Origin of the sequence: Candidatus Marithrix sp. Canyon 246, assembly GCF_001723685.1 — a bacterium.
GTDB lineage: Bacteria > Pseudomonadota > Gammaproteobacteria > Beggiatoales > Beggiatoaceae > Marithrix.
The window spans coordinates 1-23,023 of sequence record NZ_MCBX01000014.1 but is presented as its reverse complement, the minus strand read 5'-3'; the positions used below and the strand labels follow the sequence as shown (position 1 = coordinate 23,023).

General features: G+C 35.1%; 22 protein-coding genes. 9 read left to right on the top strand and 13 right to left on the bottom strand.

Going from position 1 to position 23,023, the window contains the following annotated elements:
• Positions 1 to 13: 13 nt before the first annotated feature.
• Both lysS and BHU68_RS09400 read right to left on the bottom strand, forming a co-directional pair.
• The gene (gene lysS / locus BHU68_RS09405) at positions 14 to 1,570 is read right to left on the bottom strand and encodes a lysine--tRNA ligase (protein ID WP_069471280.1); all 1,557 of its coding nucleotides are present in this window, start codon (positions 1,568 to 1,570) and stop codon (positions 14 to 16) included.
• A 79-nt stretch (positions 1,571 to 1,649) separates the two neighbouring features.
• Positions 1,650 to 2,012, bottom strand: coding sequence for a hypothetical protein (locus BHU68_RS09400; protein WP_069471279.1), 363 nt, complete (start codon positions 2,010 to 2,012; stop codon positions 1,650 to 1,652).
• Positions 2,013 to 2,096: 84 nt separating this feature from the next.
• Between BHU68_RS09400 and BHU68_RS09395 the strand changes: the two genes are divergently transcribed.
• The 4 genes from BHU68_RS09395 (at position 2,097) to BHU68_RS09385 (ending at position 5,036) form a co-directional block, all read left to right on the top strand.
• Positions 2,097 to 3,002 (top strand): hypothetical protein, encoded by a 906-nt coding sequence (locus BHU68_RS09395; RefSeq protein ID WP_069471278.1) that lies wholly within the window; start codon positions 2,097 to 2,099, stop codon positions 3,000 to 3,002.
• A 29-nt stretch (positions 3,003 to 3,031) separates the two neighbouring features.
• Positions 3,032 to 4,438, top strand: coding sequence for an ATP-binding response regulator (locus tag BHU68_RS09390; protein WP_069471277.1), 1,407 nt, complete (start codon positions 3,032 to 3,034; stop codon positions 4,436 to 4,438).
• Between the two features lie 249 nt (positions 4,439 to 4,687).
• Positions 4,688 to 4,837: a hypothetical protein gene (locus BHU68_RS17690; RefSeq protein ID WP_171899638.1), complete on the top strand. Its 150-nt coding sequence runs from the start codon at positions 4,688 to 4,690 to the stop codon at positions 4,835 to 4,837.
• Positions 4,797 to 5,036, top strand: a complete 240-nt coding sequence (locus BHU68_RS09385; RefSeq protein ID WP_141698833.1) for a hypothetical protein — start codon at positions 4,797 to 4,799, stop codon at positions 5,034 to 5,036. The genes BHU68_RS17690 and BHU68_RS09385 overlap by 41 nt, the downstream gene beginning before the upstream one ends.
• Here the strand turns inward: BHU68_RS09385 and BHU68_RS09380 are convergent.
• The 3 genes from BHU68_RS09380 to BHU68_RS09370 form a co-directional block, all read right to left on the bottom strand.
• Positions 5,010 to 5,741, bottom strand: a complete 732-nt coding sequence (locus tag BHU68_RS09380) for a virulence RhuM family protein (protein WP_069471275.1) — start codon at positions 5,739 to 5,741, stop codon at positions 5,010 to 5,012. The two genes, BHU68_RS09385 and BHU68_RS09380, sit on opposite strands and share 27 nt — an antisense overlap.
• Positions 5,742 to 6,040: 299 nt before the next feature.
• Positions 6,041 to 6,295 (bottom strand): hypothetical protein, encoded by a 255-nt coding sequence (locus BHU68_RS09375; RefSeq protein ID WP_069471274.1) that lies wholly within the window; start codon positions 6,293 to 6,295, stop codon positions 6,041 to 6,043.
• Between the two features lie 280 nt (positions 6,296 to 6,575).
• Positions 6,576 to 7,739: an AAA family ATPase gene (locus tag BHU68_RS09370; protein WP_083234096.1), complete on the bottom strand. Its 1,164-nt coding sequence runs from the start codon at positions 7,737 to 7,739 to the stop codon at positions 6,576 to 6,578.
• 777 nt (positions 7,740 to 8,516) lie between these two features.
• Here BHU68_RS09370 and glyA point away from each other — a divergent pair.
• The 3 genes from glyA to BHU68_RS09355 are packed head-to-tail and all read left to right on the top strand — an operon-like array spanning position 8,517 to position 11,176.
• Positions 8,517 to 9,770, top strand: coding sequence for a serine hydroxymethyltransferase (gene glyA, locus BHU68_RS09365; protein ID WP_069471273.1), 1,254 nt, complete (start codon positions 8,517 to 8,519; stop codon positions 9,768 to 9,770).
• Positions 9,763 to 10,863 carry a bifunctional diaminohydroxyphosphoribosylaminopyrimidine deaminase/5-amino-6-(5-phosphoribosylamino)uracil reductase RibD gene (ribD, locus tag BHU68_RS09360; protein ID WP_069471272.1) on the top strand — a complete coding sequence of 367 codons (1,101 nt, stop codon included), beginning with the start codon at positions 9,763 to 9,765 and terminating at the stop codon, positions 10,861 to 10,863. The genes glyA and ribD overlap by 8 nt, the downstream gene beginning before the upstream one ends.
• Positions 10,856 to 11,176, top strand: a complete 321-nt coding sequence (locus BHU68_RS09355) for a hypothetical protein (RefSeq protein ID WP_069471271.1) — start codon at positions 10,856 to 10,858, stop codon at positions 11,174 to 11,176. Before ribD ends, BHU68_RS09355 begins: the two co-directional genes overlap by 8 nt.
• A gap of 11 nt (positions 11,177 to 11,187) precedes the next feature.
• On the opposite strand, the gene BHU68_RS09350 is transcribed toward BHU68_RS09355, so the two are convergent.
• The 7 genes from BHU68_RS09350 to BHU68_RS09320 all read right to left on the bottom strand — a co-directional run bounded on the left by BHU68_RS09350 (position 11,188) and on the right by BHU68_RS09320 (position 19,532).
• Positions 11,188 to 13,053: an Lnb N-terminal periplasmic domain-containing protein gene (locus BHU68_RS09350; protein WP_069471270.1), complete on the bottom strand. Its 1,866-nt coding sequence runs from the start codon at positions 13,051 to 13,053 to the stop codon at positions 11,188 to 11,190.
• Between the two features lie 40 nt (positions 13,054 to 13,093).
• Positions 13,094 to 13,588, bottom strand: a complete 495-nt coding sequence (locus BHU68_RS09345; protein ID WP_069471269.1) for a DUF3015 domain-containing protein — start codon at positions 13,586 to 13,588, stop codon at positions 13,094 to 13,096.
• A 67-nt stretch (positions 13,589 to 13,655) separates the two neighbouring features.
• The gene (locus BHU68_RS09340; RefSeq protein ID WP_069471268.1) at positions 13,656 to 15,623 is read right to left on the bottom strand and encodes a TonB-dependent receptor plug domain-containing protein; all 1,968 of its coding nucleotides are present in this window, start codon (positions 15,621 to 15,623) and stop codon (positions 13,656 to 13,658) included.
• The gene (locus BHU68_RS09335; protein ID WP_171899487.1) at positions 15,624 to 16,682 is read right to left on the bottom strand and encodes a WD40 repeat domain-containing protein; all 1,059 of its coding nucleotides are present in this window, start codon (positions 16,680 to 16,682) and stop codon (positions 15,624 to 15,626) included.
• 148 nt (positions 16,683 to 16,830) lie between these two features.
• The gene (locus BHU68_RS09330) at positions 16,831 to 17,775 is read right to left on the bottom strand and encodes a caspase family protein (RefSeq protein ID WP_069472758.1); all 945 of its coding nucleotides are present in this window, start codon (positions 17,773 to 17,775) and stop codon (positions 16,831 to 16,833) included.
• A gap of 118 nt (positions 17,776 to 17,893) precedes the next feature.
• The gene (locus BHU68_RS09325) at positions 17,894 to 18,664 is read right to left on the bottom strand and encodes a caspase family protein (protein WP_216115514.1); all 771 of its coding nucleotides are present in this window, start codon (positions 18,662 to 18,664) and stop codon (positions 17,894 to 17,896) included.
• 7 nt (positions 18,665 to 18,671) lie between these two features.
• The gene (locus BHU68_RS09320) at positions 18,672 to 19,532 is read right to left on the bottom strand and encodes a caspase family protein (protein ID WP_069471264.1); all 861 of its coding nucleotides are present in this window, start codon (positions 19,530 to 19,532) and stop codon (positions 18,672 to 18,674) included.
• A 122-nt stretch (positions 19,533 to 19,654) separates the two neighbouring features.
• On the opposite strand from BHU68_RS09320, the gene hemA reads away from it, so the two are divergent.
• Both hemA and prfA read left to right on the top strand, forming a co-directional pair.
• Positions 19,655 to 20,914 carry a glutamyl-tRNA reductase gene (hemA, locus tag BHU68_RS09315; protein ID WP_069471263.1) on the top strand — a complete coding sequence of 420 codons (1,260 nt, stop codon included), beginning with the start codon at positions 19,655 to 19,657 and terminating at the stop codon, positions 20,912 to 20,914.
• Positions 20,911 to 21,993, top strand: a complete 1,083-nt coding sequence (gene prfA / locus BHU68_RS09310) for a peptide chain release factor 1 (RefSeq protein WP_069471262.1) — start codon at positions 20,911 to 20,913, stop codon at positions 21,991 to 21,993. Before hemA ends, prfA begins: the two co-directional genes overlap by 4 nt.
• A gap of 1 nt (position 21,994) precedes the next feature.
• Here the strand turns inward: prfA and BHU68_RS17260 are convergent.
• The coding region (locus BHU68_RS17260) for a hypothetical protein (RefSeq protein ID WP_216115512.1) at positions 21,995 to 23,023 on the bottom strand (1,029 nt) is incomplete at its 5' end.

Genomic DNA, 23,023 nt, shown 5'->3' with positions numbered 1-23,023 from the left:
CTTAGTCAATTATTTATTTTAAGCTTTTACGTAGCATAGATAATACACTTTCTTTACCTAAAATACCTAAAAATGGACCTAATCGCGGACCTTTTTCTTTACCTAATAATACTGAATAAAGAAATTTAAACCATTGGGATTTATTCAGATCATATTTTTTAGGAATAATAAAGGCAAGGGCTTGAATATCTTCGCCCGCTAAAGCGTCAAAGTTATCTGTATGATCAATAATTTCTATTAATTCAGGTAGATAAGTAGAATAAGACTTATCTATTTCTAAAGGTTCTGTTACTATTTGTGCTTCATAATCTTCTACATAAGCAACGACTTTTTCACACAACAAGCGGAAAAAATCTGCATTATCTGCTACTGTTGAATCATATTTTAAAGCATATTTGTATAATAATGAAGCATCACGTATGCCTAAATTTTGTGCTACATTAGATAACAAATTGTAACTAATTTCATTCTTATCTAAATTGGATACTTCGTATTCATGCTGGATACTATTAATAAACCATAAATTATGATTTATATTATTTTGTGGTTTGCGCAGTGTGTCGATATATTCATCAACAATTTTCGGCAAAATTGGCAATCCCATTTGTCTAGCTTTATTAGGATTGGCAAGTAAAAAATTTAATAAGGCACCAACAGGTGAATACTTCATCCACTGTTCCATTGATATTCCATTACCAATTTTCTTGGAAATTTTAGCACCTTTTTCATCTAAAAATAATTCATATTTATAATTTACTGGTGGCTTACCTCCTAAGATAGTACAGATTTTACCAGCCATACTAGCAGAACTCATTAAATCTTTGCCATACATTTCATAATTGACACCAAATGTAGCCCAACGTAATGCCCAATCAATCTTCCAACCTACTTTGACTTTACCACCAGTAATCATAGTAGTTGCCTCATGCCCACAAGATTCAAAATTGTCTTGATCACACTTATAAGTTAAACTATAATTTTCTGGATCAACATTAACAACTCGTGTTGTATAAATTTTGCCACAAGATTCGCAAATTGGAAAAAATGGACTCCAGGCTTCTCTTTTATCTTTAGAAATTGTAGCGATAAACAATTCTCTAATTTGGGTATAATTATCCATGATCTTTTTTAAGCCTTGATCAAATATACCATCTTTGTAACATTGAGTGGAAGAATAAAACTCATACTCAAAACCGTAAGTATTTAAAAACTGTTTGAGTTGTCCATTCATATAATCAGCAAAACTGGACGCTTGTTCAAATGGATCTGGAATCGAAGATAATGGCATTCCTAAAAATTTAGCTAATGTATCATGATTAGGTATATTTTCAGGCAAACTTCTTAAACCATCCATATCATCAGAGAAGGCAATTAGCCGTATTTTAACTTCTGGAAATGCTTCTTTTAAAGCTTTAATGACAAAAGTTGTGCGTGCTACTTCGGCAAAGGTACCGATATGAGGTAAACCAGAAGGTCCATATCCAGTTTCAAAAATAATTGCTTTATCAGAATTTGAAGCAATACCACGTAAACGTTTTGCCTCTTGATGAGGCCATGTAACTTTTGACATTTTATTATATATATTAATATTAGAAGAAGGAAAAATTAAAAATTATACTGATTTTATCATGAAATAATTGCTAGTGGCACTAATTACAGCCTAATACACATTCTCTATGAGGTGTTATTACACCTCCACAAGCCTCATAACAACTTCTATACATACGTTCACATCTGCTATAGTTACTATAACAACTTGGTTTATAACAATTTTTAATTTCATTACCCTCTCTATCATAACATAATTGTTGAGCGCGAAATTCACAAGCTTCTTCTCTCATATCTTCCATTTGTTCACATTGCAATCTATAATTTTCGCATTGAAAGAGACACTTTCTTCCGTCTGGGTTGTTAGGTGGTTGATAGTGATACTTAGTACTATAAATAGGTCCACATCCTATTAATAATAATAACAACAACAAAGATAACTTAATTTTTAAATTGATTTTCATACTTTAATCCTCTTTTCTTGAATAAATTATTATGTAATACTGTAGATGTTTCAACAACAACGTTCTATATAAAAGGATATGATTATGGTATATAAAAATTTTAACAAAAGTAAACAGAGCTTGCGTGGATCTGTTCTTGCACAATCACTTACAATAGTTGGAGTATTATGTGTTTTAATTGGAGGAGGATTAACGGCTTTTTTTGGATTTCAAAATCATACAGAAACTCCAGTGATTTCTACACCACAAGTAAATGAAACTGTAATCGAAACACAACAGAAACCCACTGAACCTGAAATCAAAGAAATAGAAACTATAGTAGCAAAACCTGAATCAGTTGTAGTCATAGCACCTAAACCAATTGAACCACCTGCTTTAACAGAACAACAAATACAAGCTAAAGCTAAAATAGCAAGATTATTAGCTCAATGCCAAGAAAATTTAGATGCAAAACGTTTAACATCCAGCAGAACCGGCAAGACTGCATTATCTTGTTATAAAGATGTACTCGCGCTTGAAGCTGATAATGAAGATGCTGTTCAAGGATTAAAAAATATAGAAGAAGTTTATCTAGGTTTAGCAGAAAAGGCATTTAAAAGAAATAAACTAAATAAAGTTAAAACTTATATGGCTAGTATAGAAAAAGTTGATCCAGAATCAACTATATTGGCTGATTTAAAACAACGTGTAGAAACAGCTAGACTATTACCTCGTTGTAAAAGATATTTAGATAACAGAAGTTTAACTTCTGGTAAAAGAGGAACTGCATTATCTTGTTATCAAAAAGTATTAGAACTTGATGCAGAAAATGAAACTGCACATGTCGGATTACAAACAATAGAACAGCTGTATATAGACTGGGCAAAAATAGAACTAGAGAACAAAAGATTGAGTAAAGTCAAAAATTATATTGCCAGCATCGAAAAGGTAAATCCACAATCAACAGCCTTAGTAGAATTAAAACAACTTTTAGCAGATGCTGAACAATAATAGGTATCCCTTTTGCTAAGTTTTTTTATGTGGAACAAATTAATGCAAATACTAATCAAAAAAATGTGGTTTTAATTATTGATGATAACCCTATAAATATAGGTGTTGTTGTTGATTCATTAGAAGAATCAGGCTTTAAAATTATTATCGCTCGTAATGGTGAAATGGGTTTAAAAAGAGCGCGATTAGTAAAACCTGATATTATCTTATTGGATGTTGTAATGCCCGGAATTTCTGGTTTTGAAACCTGTAGTCGTTTAAAAGCAGATAAAAAAACTGTGGATATTCCAGTTATTTTTATGACAGCCTTAGATAATACAGCAGATAAGGTTAAGGGTTTTGAATTGGGTGGAGTCGATTATATTACCAAACCAGTACAAGTTGAAGAAGTATTAGCACGCCTGAAAACTCATTTAACAATCCACAAACTAAAAAATGTCAATCAACAAAACGAAGAATTAAAACAAGAAATTGCTAAACGTAAATTACTAGAAGAACAATTACGTCAAAGCAAACAATTAGCGGAATCAGCTAATCATGCTAAAAGTGCATTTATCGCTAATATGAGTCATGAGCTTCGCACCCCGTTGAATGGTATTTTAGGTTATACACAAATATTAAATCGTGATAAAAGCCTGACAGAACAACAACAAAAAGGCATACAAATCATACATCGTAGCGGTGAACATCTATTAACTCTTATTAATGATATTTTAGATTTCTCTAAAATTGAGGCTGATAAATTAGAATTGATGCCAACAGAATGTCATTTACAGTCTTTTTTACAATATTTTGTAGATCTATTTGAGATAAAAGCAGTAGAAAAAGGCATTAAATTAATTTATCAGTCTGTATCAAAATTACCTTCTCTTGTTAATGTAGATCAAAAAAGATTACGCCAAGTTTTACTAAATTTACTTAGTAATGCTATTAAATTTACTAAAACAGGGCAAGTTACTTTTAAGGTTAATTTTCAAACCAATCTTATTAGTTTTGAAGTAGAAGATTCAGGAGAGGGTATTGCAGCAGAAAATTTAGAAAAAATATTTTTAGCTTTTCAACAAGTAGGAGAACAAAGTCATCATATTGAAGGTACTGGTTTAGGCTTATCAATTAGTAAAAAACTAGTCAAACTTATGGGTGGAGAATTACATGTAGAAAGTGAGATTAATGTTGGTAGTCGCTTTTGGTTTACAATTCCATTAACTGGTTGTGAAGATACTCATGTTATTATATCAAATCAGGAAATGATCAAACCCACAGCAGAACAAATAAAGGCATTATTTGAAATAGCTAGAACTGGTAATATTCGTGCGATCATCAAACAAGCACAAGCATTGTTAGAACAACAACCTGAATTACAAAGCTTTGTTGATCATGTTTGTGCTTTGGCTAAGAGTTTTAATATGAGTGAATTGAAAATATTTTTACAATAGTAATAAGCTCCCATTAAGCATTTTTTTGGAGATCACATTTACCAAGGTAAATTGTAATACTACATAACCTTGCAAAAAATCCAGTAAATATTTGGTTTTATTTAAGACAAATTTTCAATTTCCATTCTTTTAAAAATATTGAAAGTTTTAGAGAAGATTGCAGTATCCCAACTTGGCTGAATAAAATTGCCACAAGTGTTGCTAGTGACTATTGGCGAAAAAATGCTAAAGAGGATTATTCTGTTAATTATGATGATACGTGAGGGCAACATTGAACTTCTAAATTGTTTAGAAGCCCTGTTATGGCAACAACAGGGTTTATCTATACAGGAAATATCTGAAAAAATAGGTAAAAATTATGCAATATCCGCCCATCAAACAGTGTCACATTTTGACTGATGATGGGCAAGATTGGATAGAATTGCTGGCGGGTAAATCAGTGTCAGATGCTGATCCTGAAATAGTGCGAGAAACACAAATTTTTCAAGCAGCATTATTATCATATTCAGATAAACCTAAAGATCCAGAGGAAATTCCTTATCCACATGTATTAGAACAAGTATTAGCGCGTTTAGAGGTGGATAAGCCTAAAAAATAGGTTAGGCACTGATAAGTTGCCGCCGCGTAAATTCGCAAACAGTTCAGTAGCCTCTCCGCGTGCCATGAGTGATTGTTTGAGTTCCTGCAAGGCTTGCATAGCCTCTTTAGGCGTTGGCAAATGACCACCATCTTGACCCTTTGGTTCATCAAGCAAACCTTCATCATAACGCTGTAGCCAAAGGAAAGTCTGAGTATAACGACTAACTATTTCCACCAATCCACGCCCAGATTTTGCATTGATTTCTGATGACTGTGCAGTTTTGCGGATTAATGCCAATGCTTGTTGCAGTTCAGCAGCATTTTTGTCAAAACGCTCCTGATTGATACTGTAGTCATGTACTAGATATTCACGCAAGCGTTGAGTTGCCCAGATGCGGAATTGTGTGCCACGTTGAGATTTAATCCTATAACCTACAGATATAATAACATCCAGATTGTACAACTTAGTTTTGTACTGTTTGCCATCGACGGCAGTTATCAAGGATTCCTTGACAACTGAAGCTTTGTCTAATTCGCCTTCTTTGAATATATTGTTAATATGTAGGCTGATATTTTGTTTGGTTTTGCCAAAAAGTTCCACCATTTGAGCCTGTGTCAGCCAAACGGTGTCATGGGTAAAGCTCACTTCAAGTACAGTAGAGCCATCATCTGTTTGATAGATGACAATTTGATCTTCTTTATTTTTCGTATTGTTATTAATCATATTGCAGCCGCACTTCACTGCTCATCACTTGGAAAATTAAATTAGGCATAATAAACTAATTCCTATCAAACCATTTAAACTTGATAAAACTAATCTTAATAAACCATCACGTTTTGAATTTGAATCATAAATGGATTCTTGAGGAGTGGCTTTATGAAATCAATCCAGTTGATGAAATATGCAGGTTTAAGCTCAGAAAGCTTACTTATTAGGGCGATTTGGTGCAGTTCCGATGATTATAAATCATTTATTATTTAGATACAGCACACAATTACCCTTTGTGAAACAATTCAGCTATATTAATTATGATATATTCGTTCTACAATAGCTTTTACGTCATTTTCAAATTTTGCTGCTTGTTTGCAAATATGTTTCACTTCTTCCCAATTGTCTAACACTATAGGTATCAATTGTTGATAATCTCTTTGATTGCTGATAATCATATCTGGCTTATTCACACATTCAAGTGGTTTATCAGGTGGTGCATGATAAGCAGTTTCAATATCGTGTGCTGCCAGCACCCAAGCTTCAGTACAATTAAATAGGTACGACAAAGTATTTTAACATTTAAAGTAATTTTGACTAAAATAAGTACAGCGAATTACGTGGATAAACAAATTATTTAAATTAAACTTTATTAGTTTATCCACGTAATTCGCTGTACTTAATATTATGTAAATATGTTAAAAGATTTATACGTACCGACATAATTTCATCTTCACGCGCAACATCATTGTATCAATTAACAATTACAATCAAAAAAGTGATCGAGCAGTGAGCGTAACAGCATAAAATCTGTCACACCTTCTGCAACAATCCCAATAACCAGTTTTTTCATAATGCTGGCACACCACCTAAATATCCCATTACCCATAAACGCGATAATGTTAAACCTTTCTTGCCTTGTTCTAATAATTCTTCTGTTACTGTTACACGATTTATGGTTGTATATCCTTTACTATTACGATCTATTGCAAATAAACGTACTCTATCATCACGAATATTAAGTCCATCCAAAACTAATGGATTATGAGATGTTAAAAAAGCTATCGGTTGATGGGGATTAGCAAAGATTGCTTTACAGAATGATTTGGCTAAGGCGCGTGCTAAACGAGGATGTAAGGCTTGATCAAAATTTTCTACTGCAAATATAGATGGGGCATAGTGGTGCATAGCAAGTGTTAATAGAAAAAACACATAGAGGCTACCTTCGCTAGCTTCATGAGCGGTGAATTTATTATTATCTTTTCGCATCAAAAAATCAGTGAAGCTAAGGATTTTTTGTAAACGAGGCACTACTGGAGATAGAATATCTGTTGTCGGTGATACCACAGCAATACTTTCTATCCAATCCAGTAAATCCAGCACCTCATCTAAGTCTAAATATCCATAAGTTTCATTTTTAGTATCTATGAGATCTAGCATAGCATATGCAAGTCGATTTCCAGAAAGCCCCATAAAATTGTTGGAAATTGATCTCATATCAGTGACAGCATCGCTAAGCATTGCTGTAGTTGGAGTATAAATAGCGTAAGATTTTAGTCTTGATGAGAACTCTGAGAATAATTTGCCACTGGCTGGTTTAGATTCTGAAAGAGCTAAATGGATAGCTGCCTTTGCACCTTCATCATTAGGAAAAGCATCATTGTATTGATGTTTTCCATAAGTTTCAATTTTGTTATTTTTACGTTGTAAAATCAGTTGGTTGTTTAGTTGTAAGCTTTCAGCATGATAAGACCAAGTTCCTGTATTATTAGTTGGTTCTAATTCAACTGCATAATTCCACTGTTCATTTTGCTTAACATTTTGCCACTGTACAGATAAATCAATCTGAGCTAGATCCACATTTTCAAAAGATGATTTATATAATTGTGGTGTTCCTAAACGCACGCCACGTCGTTGCAATGCTTCATTATCTACTGCGCCATTCAGTGCTGCACTTAACATTCCAATGGCTTCTAAGATGGCAGTTTTACCACTTCCATTTGCACCACACAGATATTTACCTGCCCGGGTTCAAATTATTGATCTACAATGGATTTAAAACCTTTAATATGGATTTTTTTTAACTTCATTTTATTTGTACCATTTCTGGAAAAAGCGATTATTGCATAGATGAGCTACATTTGTTATGAATATATTAGCTAATATGGTGACATATTTTTATGATCGAATTTAAGAATTGATCCTTGCTTATATAGCATCCTTGTAGTTGTTTTTAATATATTTTTTCATGCTATAGTCAGCGTTCTAAGCTTGAAGTATTATACGTACCAGTATCATCTTTAGACAAGCTAAAATGATAAACCTCTTAAACCTCCCATTAAGCATTTTTTTGGAGATAAATCTAAATTTTGAGCAAACACAGGAATTATCCAGCTTATTTTTAGAGGAAAGGGGCTGGATTAATTAATACAGCATACAATATTTCGACACCAAAATTACCATTATCGGGTTATGCCGATTATTCTTTATTGGACATCAAAAAGCAATGCTGCTAAAAATTTTCGACATATAATTTTAATATGTCGGTTTTATTCACTTTTTACAACATAGCCTTTTGCAACAGTTCAAACAACTTAACATTCACAAAAAATTTATGTCTTCCAAGATTATCTTCAAGCATACTTATTTTAGTATAAGGGTGCATAAATAAAATTTCTAACAAATCTTTATAATAGATTTTTTAAACATTTCTAGCTATAAATCAGCAATTTTATTTATAAAATATGTTATAATCAAAGCATTTCACTTTAACATAATCACCTACAATTCATGTTTGCAAAAAACTTAAATATCGCTGATTTCGATGCCGAATTATGGCAAGCCATAGAAAATGAAGTTACACGTCAAGAGGAGCATTTAGAACTAATTGCTTCTGAAAATTATGCTAGTCCACGTGTAATTCAAGCTCAAGGCACTGTTTTAACAAATAAATATGCCGAAGGTTATCCAGCCAAACGTTATTATGGCGGTTGCGAAAATGTTGATGTTGTAGAACAATTAGCTATTGATCGTGCCAAAGAATTATTTAATGCAGGCTATGCTAATGTTCAACCACATTCAGGTTCACAGGCTAATGCTGCGGTTTATTTAGCTTTATTAAAGCCGGGCGATACGATTTTAGGCATGAGCTTAGCACATGGTGGACATTTAACTCATGGATCTAAGGTTAATTTCTCTGGTAAAATTTTCAATGCTGTACAATACGGTTTAAATACTGACACTGGCGAAATTGATTATGATCAAATGGAAGCCTTGGCACTTGAACATAAACCAAAAATGCTGATTGGAGGCTTTAGTGCCTATTCACGAGTAGTAGATTGGCAAAGAATGCGTGATATTGCTGATAAAGTAGGTGCTTATTTCGTGGTTGATATGGCTCATGTAGCAGGTTTAATTGCTGCTGGAGTATATCCTAGCCCGGTTAATATTGCTGATGTTACCACCACCACTACACATAAAACCTTACGCGGCCCACGCGGTGGATTGATTCTAGCTCAAGCTAACCCTGAAATTGAGAAAAAATTGAATTCCCTAGTATTTCCGGGTATTCAAGGTGGACCATTAATGCACGTAATTGCTGCCAAAGCAGTTGCCCTTAAAGAAGCATTACAAGCAGATTTTAAAACTTACCAAACTCAAGTCGTTGCAAACGCTAGAGCAATGGCATCAGTCATGATAGAACGAGGCTATAAGATAGTATCAGGCGGAACTGATAACCATTTATTTTTAGTTGATTTAATTGACAAAGATATGACTGGTAAAGATGCAGATGCTGCATTAGGAAATGCCAATATTACCGTAAATAAAAACGCAGTACCAAATGATCCTCGTTCCCCATTTGTCACCAGTGGCTTACGTATTGGTACTCCGGCTATTACCACTCGTGGCTTCGGAATAGATGAAGTCAGTCAAGTTGCTAACTTTATCTGTGATATTTTAGATGATATTAATAATCTTGAACTACAAGCCAAAGTCAAACAAGACGTATTAACTCTCTGTACTCGTTTGCCAGTTTATGGTTAATATAAACGATCAATCTTATATGGCACGAGCCTTACAATTAGCAGAAAAGGGTTTATGGAGTACTCATCCCAATCCGCGTGTAGGCTGTGTCATTGTACTTGATGGTGAAATAGTAGGAGAAGGTTGGCATCAAGTTGCTGGTGAACCCCATGCTGAAATTAATGCCTTAAAAATGGCAAAAGATAAAGCTAAAGGAGCAACTTGTTACGTCACCTTAGAACCATGTTGTCACCAAGGGCGCACACCGCCCTGTACAGACGCTTTAATTAAAGCCGGAATTACTCGTGTTGTTATCGGAGCTACTGATCCAAATCCCCTAGTATCTAACAAAGGTATTGAACAATTATTAAAAGCTGGTATCACCATAGATAGCGGCATATTAAGCCAACAAGCAGAACAACTAAATGCCGGATTTTTTATGCGGATGCGTCATAATCGCCCCTATATTCGCTGCAAATTAGCAATGAGTTTAGATGGACGTACTGCTATGGAATCTGGGGAAAGTAAATGGATAACTGGCAGCGATGCTCGTAATGATGTGCAAACATTACGCGCTCGTAGCAATGCTATTATGACAGGTGCAGGTACAATATTGGCGGATGATCCACAATTAACTGTACGTAAACCTGAATTGCCAGCAAAACAAGTTTTACGAGTTGTTATTGATAGTTATTTAAGTACGCCACCAGAAGCGCGTATTTTAAGCCTTCCGGGGAAAACAGTAATTTTTACTGCTTCAGAAAACACTAGCATTAAAGCCATATTAGAAACAGCCGGTGCAGAAGTAATATACTTACCGGGGCAAGATCATCAAGTAGATTTACACGCCATGTGTCAAATGTTAGCCGAAAAATATGATGTTAATGAAGTGCATTTAGAAACCGGAGCAACATTAAGCGGCTCAATGCTACGCGCTGGTTTAATTGATGAAATAGTAATTTACATGGCACCGATGTTGATGGGCAACAAGGCACGAGGATTATTTAATCTGCCTGATCTTAAACAATTAAGTCAACATCTGCCACTAAATATAGTTGATATACGTGCAATCGGTAAAGATTGGCGTATAACAGCCCATCCAAATTATGATTAAAGCAATTGGGCATGTTGACGGAGTAGGAGCCATCAACGCGACTAAACATTCGCGTTCCAAATATATAGCAGCCAAAGGCTCAATTTGTGTAGATGGCATTAGTCTAACTGTAAATTCAGTGCAAGATGCTGAATTTACATTAAATATAGTCCCCCATACCCAAGAAAATACCACTTTAGCTGACATAAAAATCGGACAAAGAGTAAATCTGGAAGTTGATATAATAGCTCGCTATTTAGAACGACTGTTAGTTGGAAAACAGGGTGATGATTCTATTGATGCTTCCTTTTTGAAGGAGCATGAGTTTATGTGAATATAAGTATTTTAGAAATACCATTGCCAATTCAATTCTATTTGGGAAATAGCTTTTTCTTCGGCAAAATAGTGACGCTTCATTTGTAATCGTATCGCACTGTTTCGACTTAGATTTAAGCGTTGTTCTAGTCCTAAATCGCGCAAGCTTTGTATATGCCCTAGAACAAAACGCTGTGTTTCAGCATATAAATGTAAACGCCAATTTGGTAGTATATCTACAAACATTCCGACACTGCTACCTAATCCAAAGGCGTAATCATGTCGCAATGCGCCTCCTATATCTAGGTTAGCTTCTAAAAATCCATAAGCCAAGGCTTTAGCTATTGGTTTATAGCTAAATCCTACTCCTCCATTAGTGTTGTAAACCAATGAGCGTTTATTATCGTCTAACTGCCTACGCTCCCAGCCAGTATTTATTTTCCAAGAAAGTGGTTGAAAAAATCGGTCACGCGAACTTAATGATGCAATATCAAGAATTTTCAGAGATTCCAGTTTTAAATCGCTGCTGCCAATAGGATGCTGCAAGTTGAGGTTTAAAAAATTTATTTGTGCGCCCTGTTTATAACCAGCGTCAGAATCCAATAAGTCATGATAGGCGGGGCGTAGCTGCAAGCTATGATAAGATTGTTCCCCATAACGCCCCCAGCCAGCTGAGATGCGAAAACTGCGATGCCCATGTTCAGGGCGCGGGGGTACAGGTGGAGGCGAAAAGCTTGTTGTACTAGGTAACTTGCTACGCGCTACCAATAATGCTCGCAAGCGTCGTGAGCGCGTTTTGTCAGTTTTTTTATGTTGATAATGTAAATAATCATAAGCAGTTTCTAAAATTTTTATGCGTGTAGTTATATCTAATGCCGTAAACTGGCTATCTTTTGCATTGATTTTGCCAGTTGCTAGTTTTTGTACCCAATTTTGTTCTGCTGATGATAATAAATCTAAGTTGTGGCGCAATTTGGTTAAATTGGCTGGTCGAAAAGTTGCTTTTTTCAATAAACCGGGTATGGCAACAATAGCACGTACAGTTTCTGCTGGAATTGCCCAAGCCGAAAATTTATTGCGTAAATCTAAACTTGGACGTGCAACTTCTAATAAAGATAATAAGTGATAAGCACAATTTTCATCAAAAAAATAATATTCAAAATAAATCTTATCCAATTCCCATACATGTTTCAATAAACGCTGAATTTCTGCTGGAGTGAAATTTAGTTGATATTCCCAGACATCTCTATTTTCTAAATTACTGTATTCTTTAACTTTATGGTAATAAGGCATGATAGAAAACAGTCCGGGATAGTCACCAAAAATACCTTTGATTGCAAATGTGACACCGTTTTCTTCTTTGGTGTTAGCAGCATAATTGATGGCATGTGCGAGTAGGCGACTTTGTTCATTTTGCTTTGCTTGATCAATACGCAGCAAAGTATGACCAAACATGGAGGATGGATTATTTAAATAAGCGGCTGGAAAAATTAAGCTTAATCCGTATGGGTTTAATTCGTTCAACCATTCTTTAAAACGTGGGCAAGGCTGCGGTGCTAGGCGCGATGCTTTAAAAGCAAGTTGTTGTTTTAGCCACTCATAGCGAGCAATAAATTTACATTGTTGTGTAGGCGCAACAAAAAAAGTTCGCAGAGTAGCCGCTAATTCTGCTGAAGGATTGGTTTTACCATTAGGCGCGTTGAAAAATTTAGGATCATCAACTTCGCTGACATATCCATTGCCCTCAGCTTGATAATGCAAGAGTATCCGCCATTCTCTATCATTCGCCAACAAATTAGTCTCGGCTTGTTTAAGTAGAGTTTTTAAATAGCTAAAATCTGCTGAATATAGAGGTGGGTGTAATAATAATAATAAGAAGGGAAAAATGATTTTCACGTAATTAATTTGCTCGAATTTACTCCGAGCAATAAAAAATTTAGCTATAACTATAACGTTTTAATCGTGGCTCATTTGCCATAACATTGTTCAAACTTTTTAAAACTTCTATAGTGGTGACATTTTCATCTGGAAATATTTTGGCAAAATTGATTTTAGTAGCATTGAAAAATGCTGATTTATCTTGATCTTGCACTTCCATGAGAACAGCTAAAGAATTAAGGGTTTCTCCATTGCCAACAGCCATATCATGCGCCAGTTTATCTAAGTTTTGATCGGCAAATAGTGCTATTTTATGTGGCACAGGCAAACCAACCACACCATTTTTAGCACAACCTAATGTTCCAAAAGTAATACCAAAAGTTTGATTACCAAAGGTACCATTAGTGGTAGCTGCTAGTATTTGTGGTGCTACTCCAGACTTACCTTCAAAAACCATTGAGCCTATACCGCAGCCAACATTATTAGGTTTGGCTAAAACTGAAGCGGTTGGTAAAATAGCCAGTGTTGCTACTGTTAAGATAACTTTTTTCATAAAGTTTCTCCAGATATTTGAGAAGAGATTATTGTACCTAGTTTGAGCAAATATAACAACTAGGTATCTAAAAATTCGCGACTAATGAGTAAAAGATACTCCGTTCATATTCAAGCGGTAGTTCATTAACCCCATTACGGCGAACATATTCTGGAACTGTCACTAGTGTATCTGATAGATTATTAATTGATATTACGTGTTTCAGTTGAAGATTTTTATATTTGTGTTGATAGGCTAAATTGAAGTCGAAAATGAATGAATCATCTATTTTTTCTTCTGGGCCATTAGTGGAACCTATATAGTTTCCAAGCAGAGATATACCAAAATTACCAAGCTTTTTATGAACTCCAGCAGATGCGGTAAATTTAGGAATATATTTAAAATTGTAGTGATCTGTTCCGGGTATTAGATCACCATCGCTACCATAAATGTAATCTAAGTTTAGGAAAAAGTTGGCTATTTTTGGATTGGAATATTTTAATTCAATTTCTAAGCCATCCGCAGTGAATTCACCAACATTCTTGTAAATATTAGCATCTGGAGAGCTTGGATTTTCTATACGCTGTATTTTATCTTGGTAAATAGAATGATAAAGCAGAGTTTGCATATAGAAATTATCCTTAGCATACTGATAAGCCAATTCAAAAGTATCTGCTGTTTCAGGTACTAGATTTTCATTTCCAGTTGCCGTATTAGCTTTAGGATTGTTGAAGTACAATTCAAAAAAACTAGGTGTTCTGAATGATTGCCCAGCAATAAATTTAATCGAGTTCTGTTGATTGAGCGTCCATATAATTGTTCCCCGTGATGATACATTACTACCATAAATTTCATTTTCAGTTATTCTACTACCTAAAAGAATTCTCCACGCTTGTAATGGTTTCCAATCCAGTTGAAGGTATCCAGAATATTCATCCATTTTTCTATCAGCAAGATTATGATCACTAATTATAGTATTAGTAGAATTTTGGTAACTTAGATATTCTTGACTTTTTCTTCGTTCAAAATCACTACCAATTTCAAGGTCTAATTTAGTTGGAATTATTGAGAATAGATTGCGAATATTGCCTCCTAATCGGTATCCCAGAACATTAGAACGCTCGTCATCATTGTTAGTACGGGAAAAATTCCGTTCATTTAAGTCATAAAAAAGTTGCAAGTTGGTTTTAGCTTTTTCATTCCAAGCGTGGGAATATGTGTATCCTAACAGAATTCCATCAACATCGTGATTATTGCCAGCACCATTTTGCAGATCTACCCCAAAATTAGCTTCATTGCTTCTAAATGCGTTGATAAGGAAGGTATGTTCTTTGTATTTAAATAAGGCATTGGCATTGAAGTTGTCAACATAATCATCAATACTAGAAGATGATTTACTTTCATCAGTGTAATTATAACGATACCTATTTCCTCGTTCTTCATTAACTGATGTAAAGAGAGACCAATCATTTTCTGAGCTTGAATTATAATGGTTAGCTCCTACAGAATGACCTCCTTTATTTCCTATACCTGCATGAATTTGTCCATTAAATTCTCCTTTTTTAGAATCCTTGGGCTGGCGTAATATTATATTTATAGCACCTGTATAAGCTTGGCTTCCATAAATAACTGACGCTGGACCTTTTAGCACTTCAATGCGTTCAACATCATAAATACTGACTCTGTCTAAATTGCCTTCTCCAGTTACTCCATGCCAACTAGGTACACCATTAATCATTACCAACACTTTATTGGCATAGTTATCCTGAAGTATTCCACGTGAAGTAGGGATTCTTTGTTTAAAGTAAGTTCGATACATTTGAAAGCCTGCAATAGTTTGCACTGCGGATGAAATTGAAGAAAAATTATAGTCTTCAATCATTCCGCGATCTATGACAGTAACTGCCGCTGGTGTCTCACTTAAAGTTTCAGTCTTAATTGGGCTTCCAACTCCAACTTCACAATCAGAAGTCCAATCCCTACAATTAGATAAAGAATTTGATGAATAAAAAATAATTGACATCATAAAAACAACATTTACAATCTTTTTGAACATTTATAGAACCTCTAATTCTTCTTTCACTAAATTTGGGCGATGATGTGGAGAATTATCTGGTATTTCCTTACCGCCAACCGAAATCGAAAGTTTTTGCCCACCATTGGGTGACGCTATAAAAAAACCTTTAGGCATAAAAGTAACCCATTCATCATCCTTGAAAACTATTATTTGAGCAATATGTTTATTGCTGTTACGTTTCCATAAAAAAATTCCATCATTTCCACCAGAAACAATACGATTACCATTAGGGGAAACACTCACTGAGAAAATATCACCTAAATGTCCTTTGAAGGTTTGAAGGAGTTTCCCATCAGTATGGAAAAGCCGCACTGTTTTATCCCAACTTCCTGTTAGAATATAATGACCATCATGAGAAAAACTTACTGAATAAACATTATCAGAATGTCCCTTGAAAGTTCGCATGAGTACGCCGCTATCAACATTCCAAAGTCGTATTGTATTATCAGAACTTCCCGATAAAATCCTATTTCCATCTTGAGAAAAAGCTACTGAATTAACAATACTCTCATGTCCAGTAAAAGTACGTATAAGTATGGTGCTGTTAACACTCCAAAGCCGCAGGATTTTGTCTTCACTGCCAGAAATAATATAATTTCCATCTGGAGAAAAAGCTACTGAGCGAATTTTATCGGAGTTTCCCTGAAATGTTTTGACAAAACCTAAATTATTTAGTTCCCATAAGCGTATAATTTTATCATAGCTTCCTGATAAAACAGAACTACCATCAGGAGAAAAACTTACCGATTTCACAAGATCAGGATGTTTAAATGTATGTAATAATTTACCATTATTTCGATCCCATAATCGCATAGTTTTATCTTTGGAACCTGAAAGTATCTGAGGTTTTGTTGGAGAAAAACTTATAGAGGTAACAACATCCTGATGACCAATAAATATACGTTTAAGTTTGCCAGTAGTCAAATCCCACAAGCGTATTTTATTGTCCTCACTTCCCGAAAGCGCATAAGCTCCATCTTTGGAAAATGCGACAGAACTTATTTTTTGAATCTGATCTATGGCAGCAATTTTTATCATTGAATGCTCTAATTTTGTATTTATATCTGTTGTTGTATCTCTGCTCTGAAGTTTATTACAACCATTAAGAACAAAAAAGACAAAAAGCAATACGATTAAATAAAAAACTTTACTTTGGCGATAATTATATGAAAACATATGTAATTCTTTATTTTTTGAAGAAAAAAGAAATTACTTTCTTTTTTATGTTATTTAAACAGACCTTCTTAGAACCATTTAAAAGAATATAACCATTTTTTTCAACCCACACAGTATAACACTTACGTGGTGGCAAATTTACGGCTAGGGGAGTATAACCTCGTAGTCTAAAATCAATGAAGACTTTTGCACCGTTCTGATTGGAACGTACTATTAAGTTCTCAGTTAATTTATTCTTTTTCTCATTTCTTGTTTGAAGTTTTTTTCTTTTACATCCTCCAAAACAAAACTTTTCTTTCAAGGAAGCGTTATACCAAGGCACTTGCGACTCATTGCTCTTTTGTTCTACGGCATTAGTAACCTCCATAAATACATCTTCTAAACGTTTATGCTTTTGCCTAGCAGTTTTTAGAATTTTAGTTAATTCTTTTACATACAAACTATTGTAAGAAGACTGATCTCGAACTACTTTATTTATATCAGTAGGGTAAGCAATAAAGAAACCGCTTGGAGATGATATACTTGCCAAACCGCGATGTCTATAAAAATTAGGATAATCATTATCTCTGCTTGCGTCTAAAATAATGATATTCAAGTTATTTTTCACATATTTTAACCTACCTAAGATTTTATTAACGGGAAAAGTATCATATTTTATATTATATCTATCTCTAATAGAAACATTGATAGGTAACAGATAATTTCTGTTATTTAGTTGCATACCATATCCACTAAAATAAAATAGTCCCATATTTTTAGTCATTCTTAAACAATTACTAAAGTCAATTGTAGTTCTATCCATTGCTGAGTTCCGCAATTCTGTCTTGAAGATAACTCTAAACCCTAGTTGAATCAAAGCGTTTTTCATAGCTTTGGCATCATTAATGGGTTGCGTAAGTCTTCTCCCTTTATATTGACTATTGGCTATCACTAATGCTATTGGCTGTCCCTTCACAGGATATTTCAAGCTACAGGAATAGGCATAGAAAGACTGGATGCTCAAGCCTAATAGGCATAAAAAACTGGTGATATTTATAAGCATTAAATAAAATACAGTTATATGTTAAATAGTATTACTCATTTGAACATCCTCCAAAACAAAATGGTTTTCTCAAAGAAGCCTGATACCAAGGTGTTTGTTGTCCAGCACTTTCTTGTATGACTCGCTGATGCACATTCATAAATACATCTTCTATACGAATATGTTCAGAATGTTTTAATACTTGAAGCAGGTTTTTTGTGTATAAACTATTAGATTTTTTAACCTTTCCTCTAGCAAAGGCAATCAAGACACCTCTTGGAGGTGATAATGGTGCTGCAAAACAAGGAATCGGATTTTTTACATTTGAATTTTGGTAAGGATTTTCATAGCAAGCATCTAAGATCACAATATTCATACCTTTGTTAGCAGCTGTCATTTCGTCTAAGACGATTTTTGTATGGACTGCATTTTGTTCAAAATCTTCTTTGTTTTTAATACTGTTATTATTAATAGGAAGTAGAAAATTTTGTTCGTTTACTTGAGTACCATGCCCAGCAAAATAAAATAATCCAACACTTTCTGGGGTTTGAGTAGCAGATAAGCGTTGCCCAAATTCACGAATATCCTTTACCATTGCCTTATGGTTTAGATTAGTTTTTAAAGTAACAGAAAAGCCCATCTGTCTTAGCCTGTCTGCCATATCCTTAGCATCGTTAATAGGATTACTTAACGGTGAATATTCGTATTCACCGTTGCCAATCACTAACGCTTGTTGTGGATTTTTTTTGGTGTCTTGTTCCGTAAAATTTGTCGCATGATTGGAACAAGCACTAACTAACAATGCCACTAAAAAATAAATCATTCTATTATTAGAAATCATTTGATCTACTATTAACGACACTACATCCACCAAAACAAAAAGGTTCTCTCAATGAAGCTTGATACCAAGGCTCTTGCTTCTTTTTACTTTCCTTAAAGACTGGATCGCGTATTTCCATAAACACATCTTCTATGCGCTTATGTTTTGCATTGTCCAATGCTTTAAGCAAGTGGTCCGTGTACAAACCATTAAGTCCATCACCATCTGATGCAGGTTGCCCCGGTGCTGCGGCAAAGGCTATCAGCGCACCTCTTGGAGGACTTACTCGTGCCAAACCACGAACATTGCTTTTTTGACTGCCTTCATAGGGATTATTACGGCAAGCATCTAGGATCAGGATATTCATCCCCTTGTTCGTATTTTTCATCATAGCCAATACATTTTGAGCTGAAACAGCTTTGTTTTCCAAATTATTTTCCTTAATCTCCTCGTTATCAACAGGAATTAGAAAATTTTTTCCGTTCACCTGAGCACCATGTCCAGAAAAATAAAATAGTGCAACATCTTGGACAGATAAACGTTGCTCGAATGTTTTGATAGTATCTTGCATTGTTTTATGATCAAGATTAGTTGCCCGAGTCACATGAAATCCCATATCAACCAATTTATCATTCATAGCTTTAGCATCATTTACAGGGTTTTGCAACCTTGAATAGTCATAGTCACTATTGCCTATGATTAATGCCTTGTATGAACTCTTAGGATTACCTTGTGTTTTAACAACTGCTGCTGATTTTTGTGGTTTATTGGTAGCATCAAGTGTCCGCACCAAAGATGGCGGATCTTGTTTGACAGTCTGAATACAACCACTGACTAACAATATTACAACAAAAAATAATATTCGTTTCATAGCAAATTCCTCTTTAGTTAAACTTATATTATAGTAAGAACGATTCATCAAGTCAAGATTTTTTACTATTCAAAGAATAGTGGTATGTTATAATTAAACCATAACCTAAAAGAAAATGAAATATGCAAGTTTTTGCTTTTGGTCTTAATCACAATACAGCACCTGTTGAAATTCGTGAACAAGTGAATTTTTCATCAGAACGCTTAAAACAAGCCTTAAATCAAATCCTTGAGCGCGAATTAGCTCAAGAAGTCGTAATCTTATCAACCTGTAATCGCACCGAATTATATTGTGCAATTGATAATGATAGCTGTAATGAACTTATGAATTTCTTAGCCGCTTTTCATAAGTTATCTTATCCAGAACTTAAATCACATTTATATGTTTATCAACAAGCAGAGGCGATACGTCATTTGTTACGAGTGGCTTGTGGTTTAGATTCTATGGTGCTTGGTGAACCACAAATTTTAGGGCAGATAAAAGTTGCTTATAATACTGCACGTGAATTTAATACTGTTGGTAAATTGTTAGATAAGTTATTTAGTTATAGTTTTTCTGTTGCTAAACAAGTACGTACTGATACTGCTATTGGCTCTAGCCCAGTATCAGTAGCTTTTGCAGCTGTGCGATTGGCGCAACAAATTTTTGGTGATTTAAGCCAAAATACGGCTTTACTAATTGGTGCTGGTGAAACTATTGAATTAGCGGCGCGACATTTACATGAAAATAAATTAGGGCGTATGATTGTTGCTAATCGTACCATTGAACGCGCTCGTCAATTAACTAAGGAATTTGCTGGTTATGCTATTACCTTAGAAGAAATTCCTCGCCATCTTGCAGAGGCTGATATTGTTATATCATCTACTGCTAGTACAACTCATATCCTCACTGCAAATGAGGTAAAACAGGCAATTAAAATTCGTAAACATCGCCCTATTTTTATGGTTGATATTGCTGTTCCTCGTGATATTGAGCCAGCAGTGGGTGAATTTGAGGATATTTATCTGTATAGTGTTGATGATTTAAACGAAGTCATACAAGATAACTTACGTTCCCGTGAACAAGCAGCTCAAAAAGCTGAAGAAATAATAGATACTCAAGTGAGCCACTTTATTGCATGGTGGAATTCTCTGGATGTTGTAGATACTATTTGCCATTTGCGTGATCAAGCACAAGAAAATCGTCACATTTTAGTTCAAAAGGCTAAACGAATGCTTGATAATGGTAAATCACCTTATGATGTAGTTGATTATATTGCGCATACTTTAACTAATACTTTGATGCACAATCCTTGTGTTAAATTACGTCAAGCTAGTTATCAAGGGCGTGATGATTTAGTTACAGCGGCACGGGAATTATTTCAATTAGAAGATGATATATGAAACAATCTATTATTACCAAACTAGAAAATTTAACTGATCGTTTACAAGAGCTTGATGCGCTATTGGCTGATTCAAGCGTCATAAACAATCAAAATAAATTTCGTGATTTATCTAAAGAATATGCTGAAATTCAACCCATAGTTGAGGCTTTTGAAAAATATCGTGAACATTTAGACACTATTGCTACAGCAAAGGAAATGCAGCGCGATGAGGATGCTGAAATACGCGCTTTAGTTGAAGAAGAATTGCTTGAAGCTGAAAAAGATAAGTTAAATTTAGAAGATGAATTACAAATTTTATTATTGCCAAAAGATCCTGATGATAATAGGAATATATTTTTAGAAGTTCGCGCTGGTGCTGGTGGTGATGAAGCGGCTTTATTTGCTGGCGATTTAATGAGGATGTATATCCGCTATGCAGAAAAACGCGGTTGGCAAGTTGAGATTATGAGTGAACATGAGGGCGAACATGGCGGTTATAAAGAAATCATTATCCGTATTATTGGCAATGCAGTCTATTCTCAATTAAAATTTGAATCAGGTGGGCATCGTGTACAACGTGTACCTGAAACTGAATCTCAAGGGCGTATTCATACTTCTGCTTGTACAGTGGCTTTAATGCCAGAAGTTGATGTTGTTGATGAAATCGAAATTAAGAAGTCAGATTTAAGGGAAGATACTTATCGTGCTTCAGGTAAAGGTGGGCAACATGTTAATAAAACCGATTCAGCGATTCGTTTAACTCATTTGCCAACTGGTATTGTTGTTGAATGTCAGGATCAACGTTCACAACATAAAAACCGCGCTCGTGCCATGTCAGTATTGCAATCTAAATTGTTAGCAGCTGAGCATGAGCGTCAGCAATCTGAAGAGGCAGAAGTGCGACGTAATTTGGTTGGAAGTGGTGATCGTTCTGAGCGTATTCGTACTTATAATTTTCCTCAAGGGCGAGTCACAGATCATCGTATTGGTTTAAGCTTGTATAAATTAGATGAAATTTTACAAGGCAACCTTAATTATCTGATTGAACCCTTGAGGCATGAGCATCAAATGGATTTATTAGCTAGTTTAGCTGAATAATTTAACGACATCTTCTACGGAAGTATGCTCTTTGTTTAGATGTTAAAGGTTTAATGCCTGTTGACATTTGTCTTACAAGTCTAGAACAAGAAGCTCCTCTTTTTCGTTTCGCATTTTTACGTTTAGCTGCTTTTTTCTTAGCAGCTTTACGTTTACGCTTTGCTTTACGTCTTGCTGCTGCTCTTTCTTTAATAGCCTTTGCTCTAGCAGCCTTACGCCTTGCAGCACTTGCTTTAGCAGCCTTTGCTCTTCTATCAGCCTTACGTTTAGCTCTTCTTTCTTGAGCAGCTTTTGCTCTTGCAGCCTTACGTTTAGCAGCCCTTCTTTCATTAGCAGCCTTTGCTCTCGCTACTTTACGTTTAGCGGCTCTTTCTTGAGCAGCCTTTGCTCTTGCAACCTTACGTTTAGCGGCTCTTTCTTGAGCAGCCTTTGCTCTTGCAGCTTTACGTTTAGCAGCCTTTCTTTCATTAGCAGCCTTTGCTCTCGCTACTTTACGTTTAGCTGCTCTTTCTTGAGCAGCCTTTGCTCTTGCAACCTTACGTTTAGCGGCTCTTTCTTGAGCAGCCTTTGCTCTTGCTACTTTACGTTTAGCAGCCCTTCTTTCATTAGCAGCTTTTGCTCTCGCTACTTTACGTTTAGCTGCTCTTTCATTAGCAGCCTTTGCTCTTGCAACCTTACGTTTAGCAGCCCTTCTTTCATTAGCAGCCTTTGCTCTCGCTACTTTACGTTTAGCTGCTCTTTCATTAGCAGCCTTTGCTCTTGCAACCTTACGTTTAGCAGCTCTTTCTTGAGCAGCCTTTGCTCTTGCTACTTTACGTTTAGCAGCCCTTCTTTCATTAGCAGCCTTTGCTCTCGCTAGTTTACGTTTAGCGGCTCTTTCTTGAGCAGCCTTTGCTCTTGCAGCTTTACGTTTAGCAGCCCTTCTTTCATTAGCAGCCTTTGCTCTCGCTAGTTTACGTTTAGCGGCTCTTTCTTGAGCAGCCTTTGCTCTTGCAGCTTTACGTTTAGCAGCCCTTCTTTCATTAGCAGC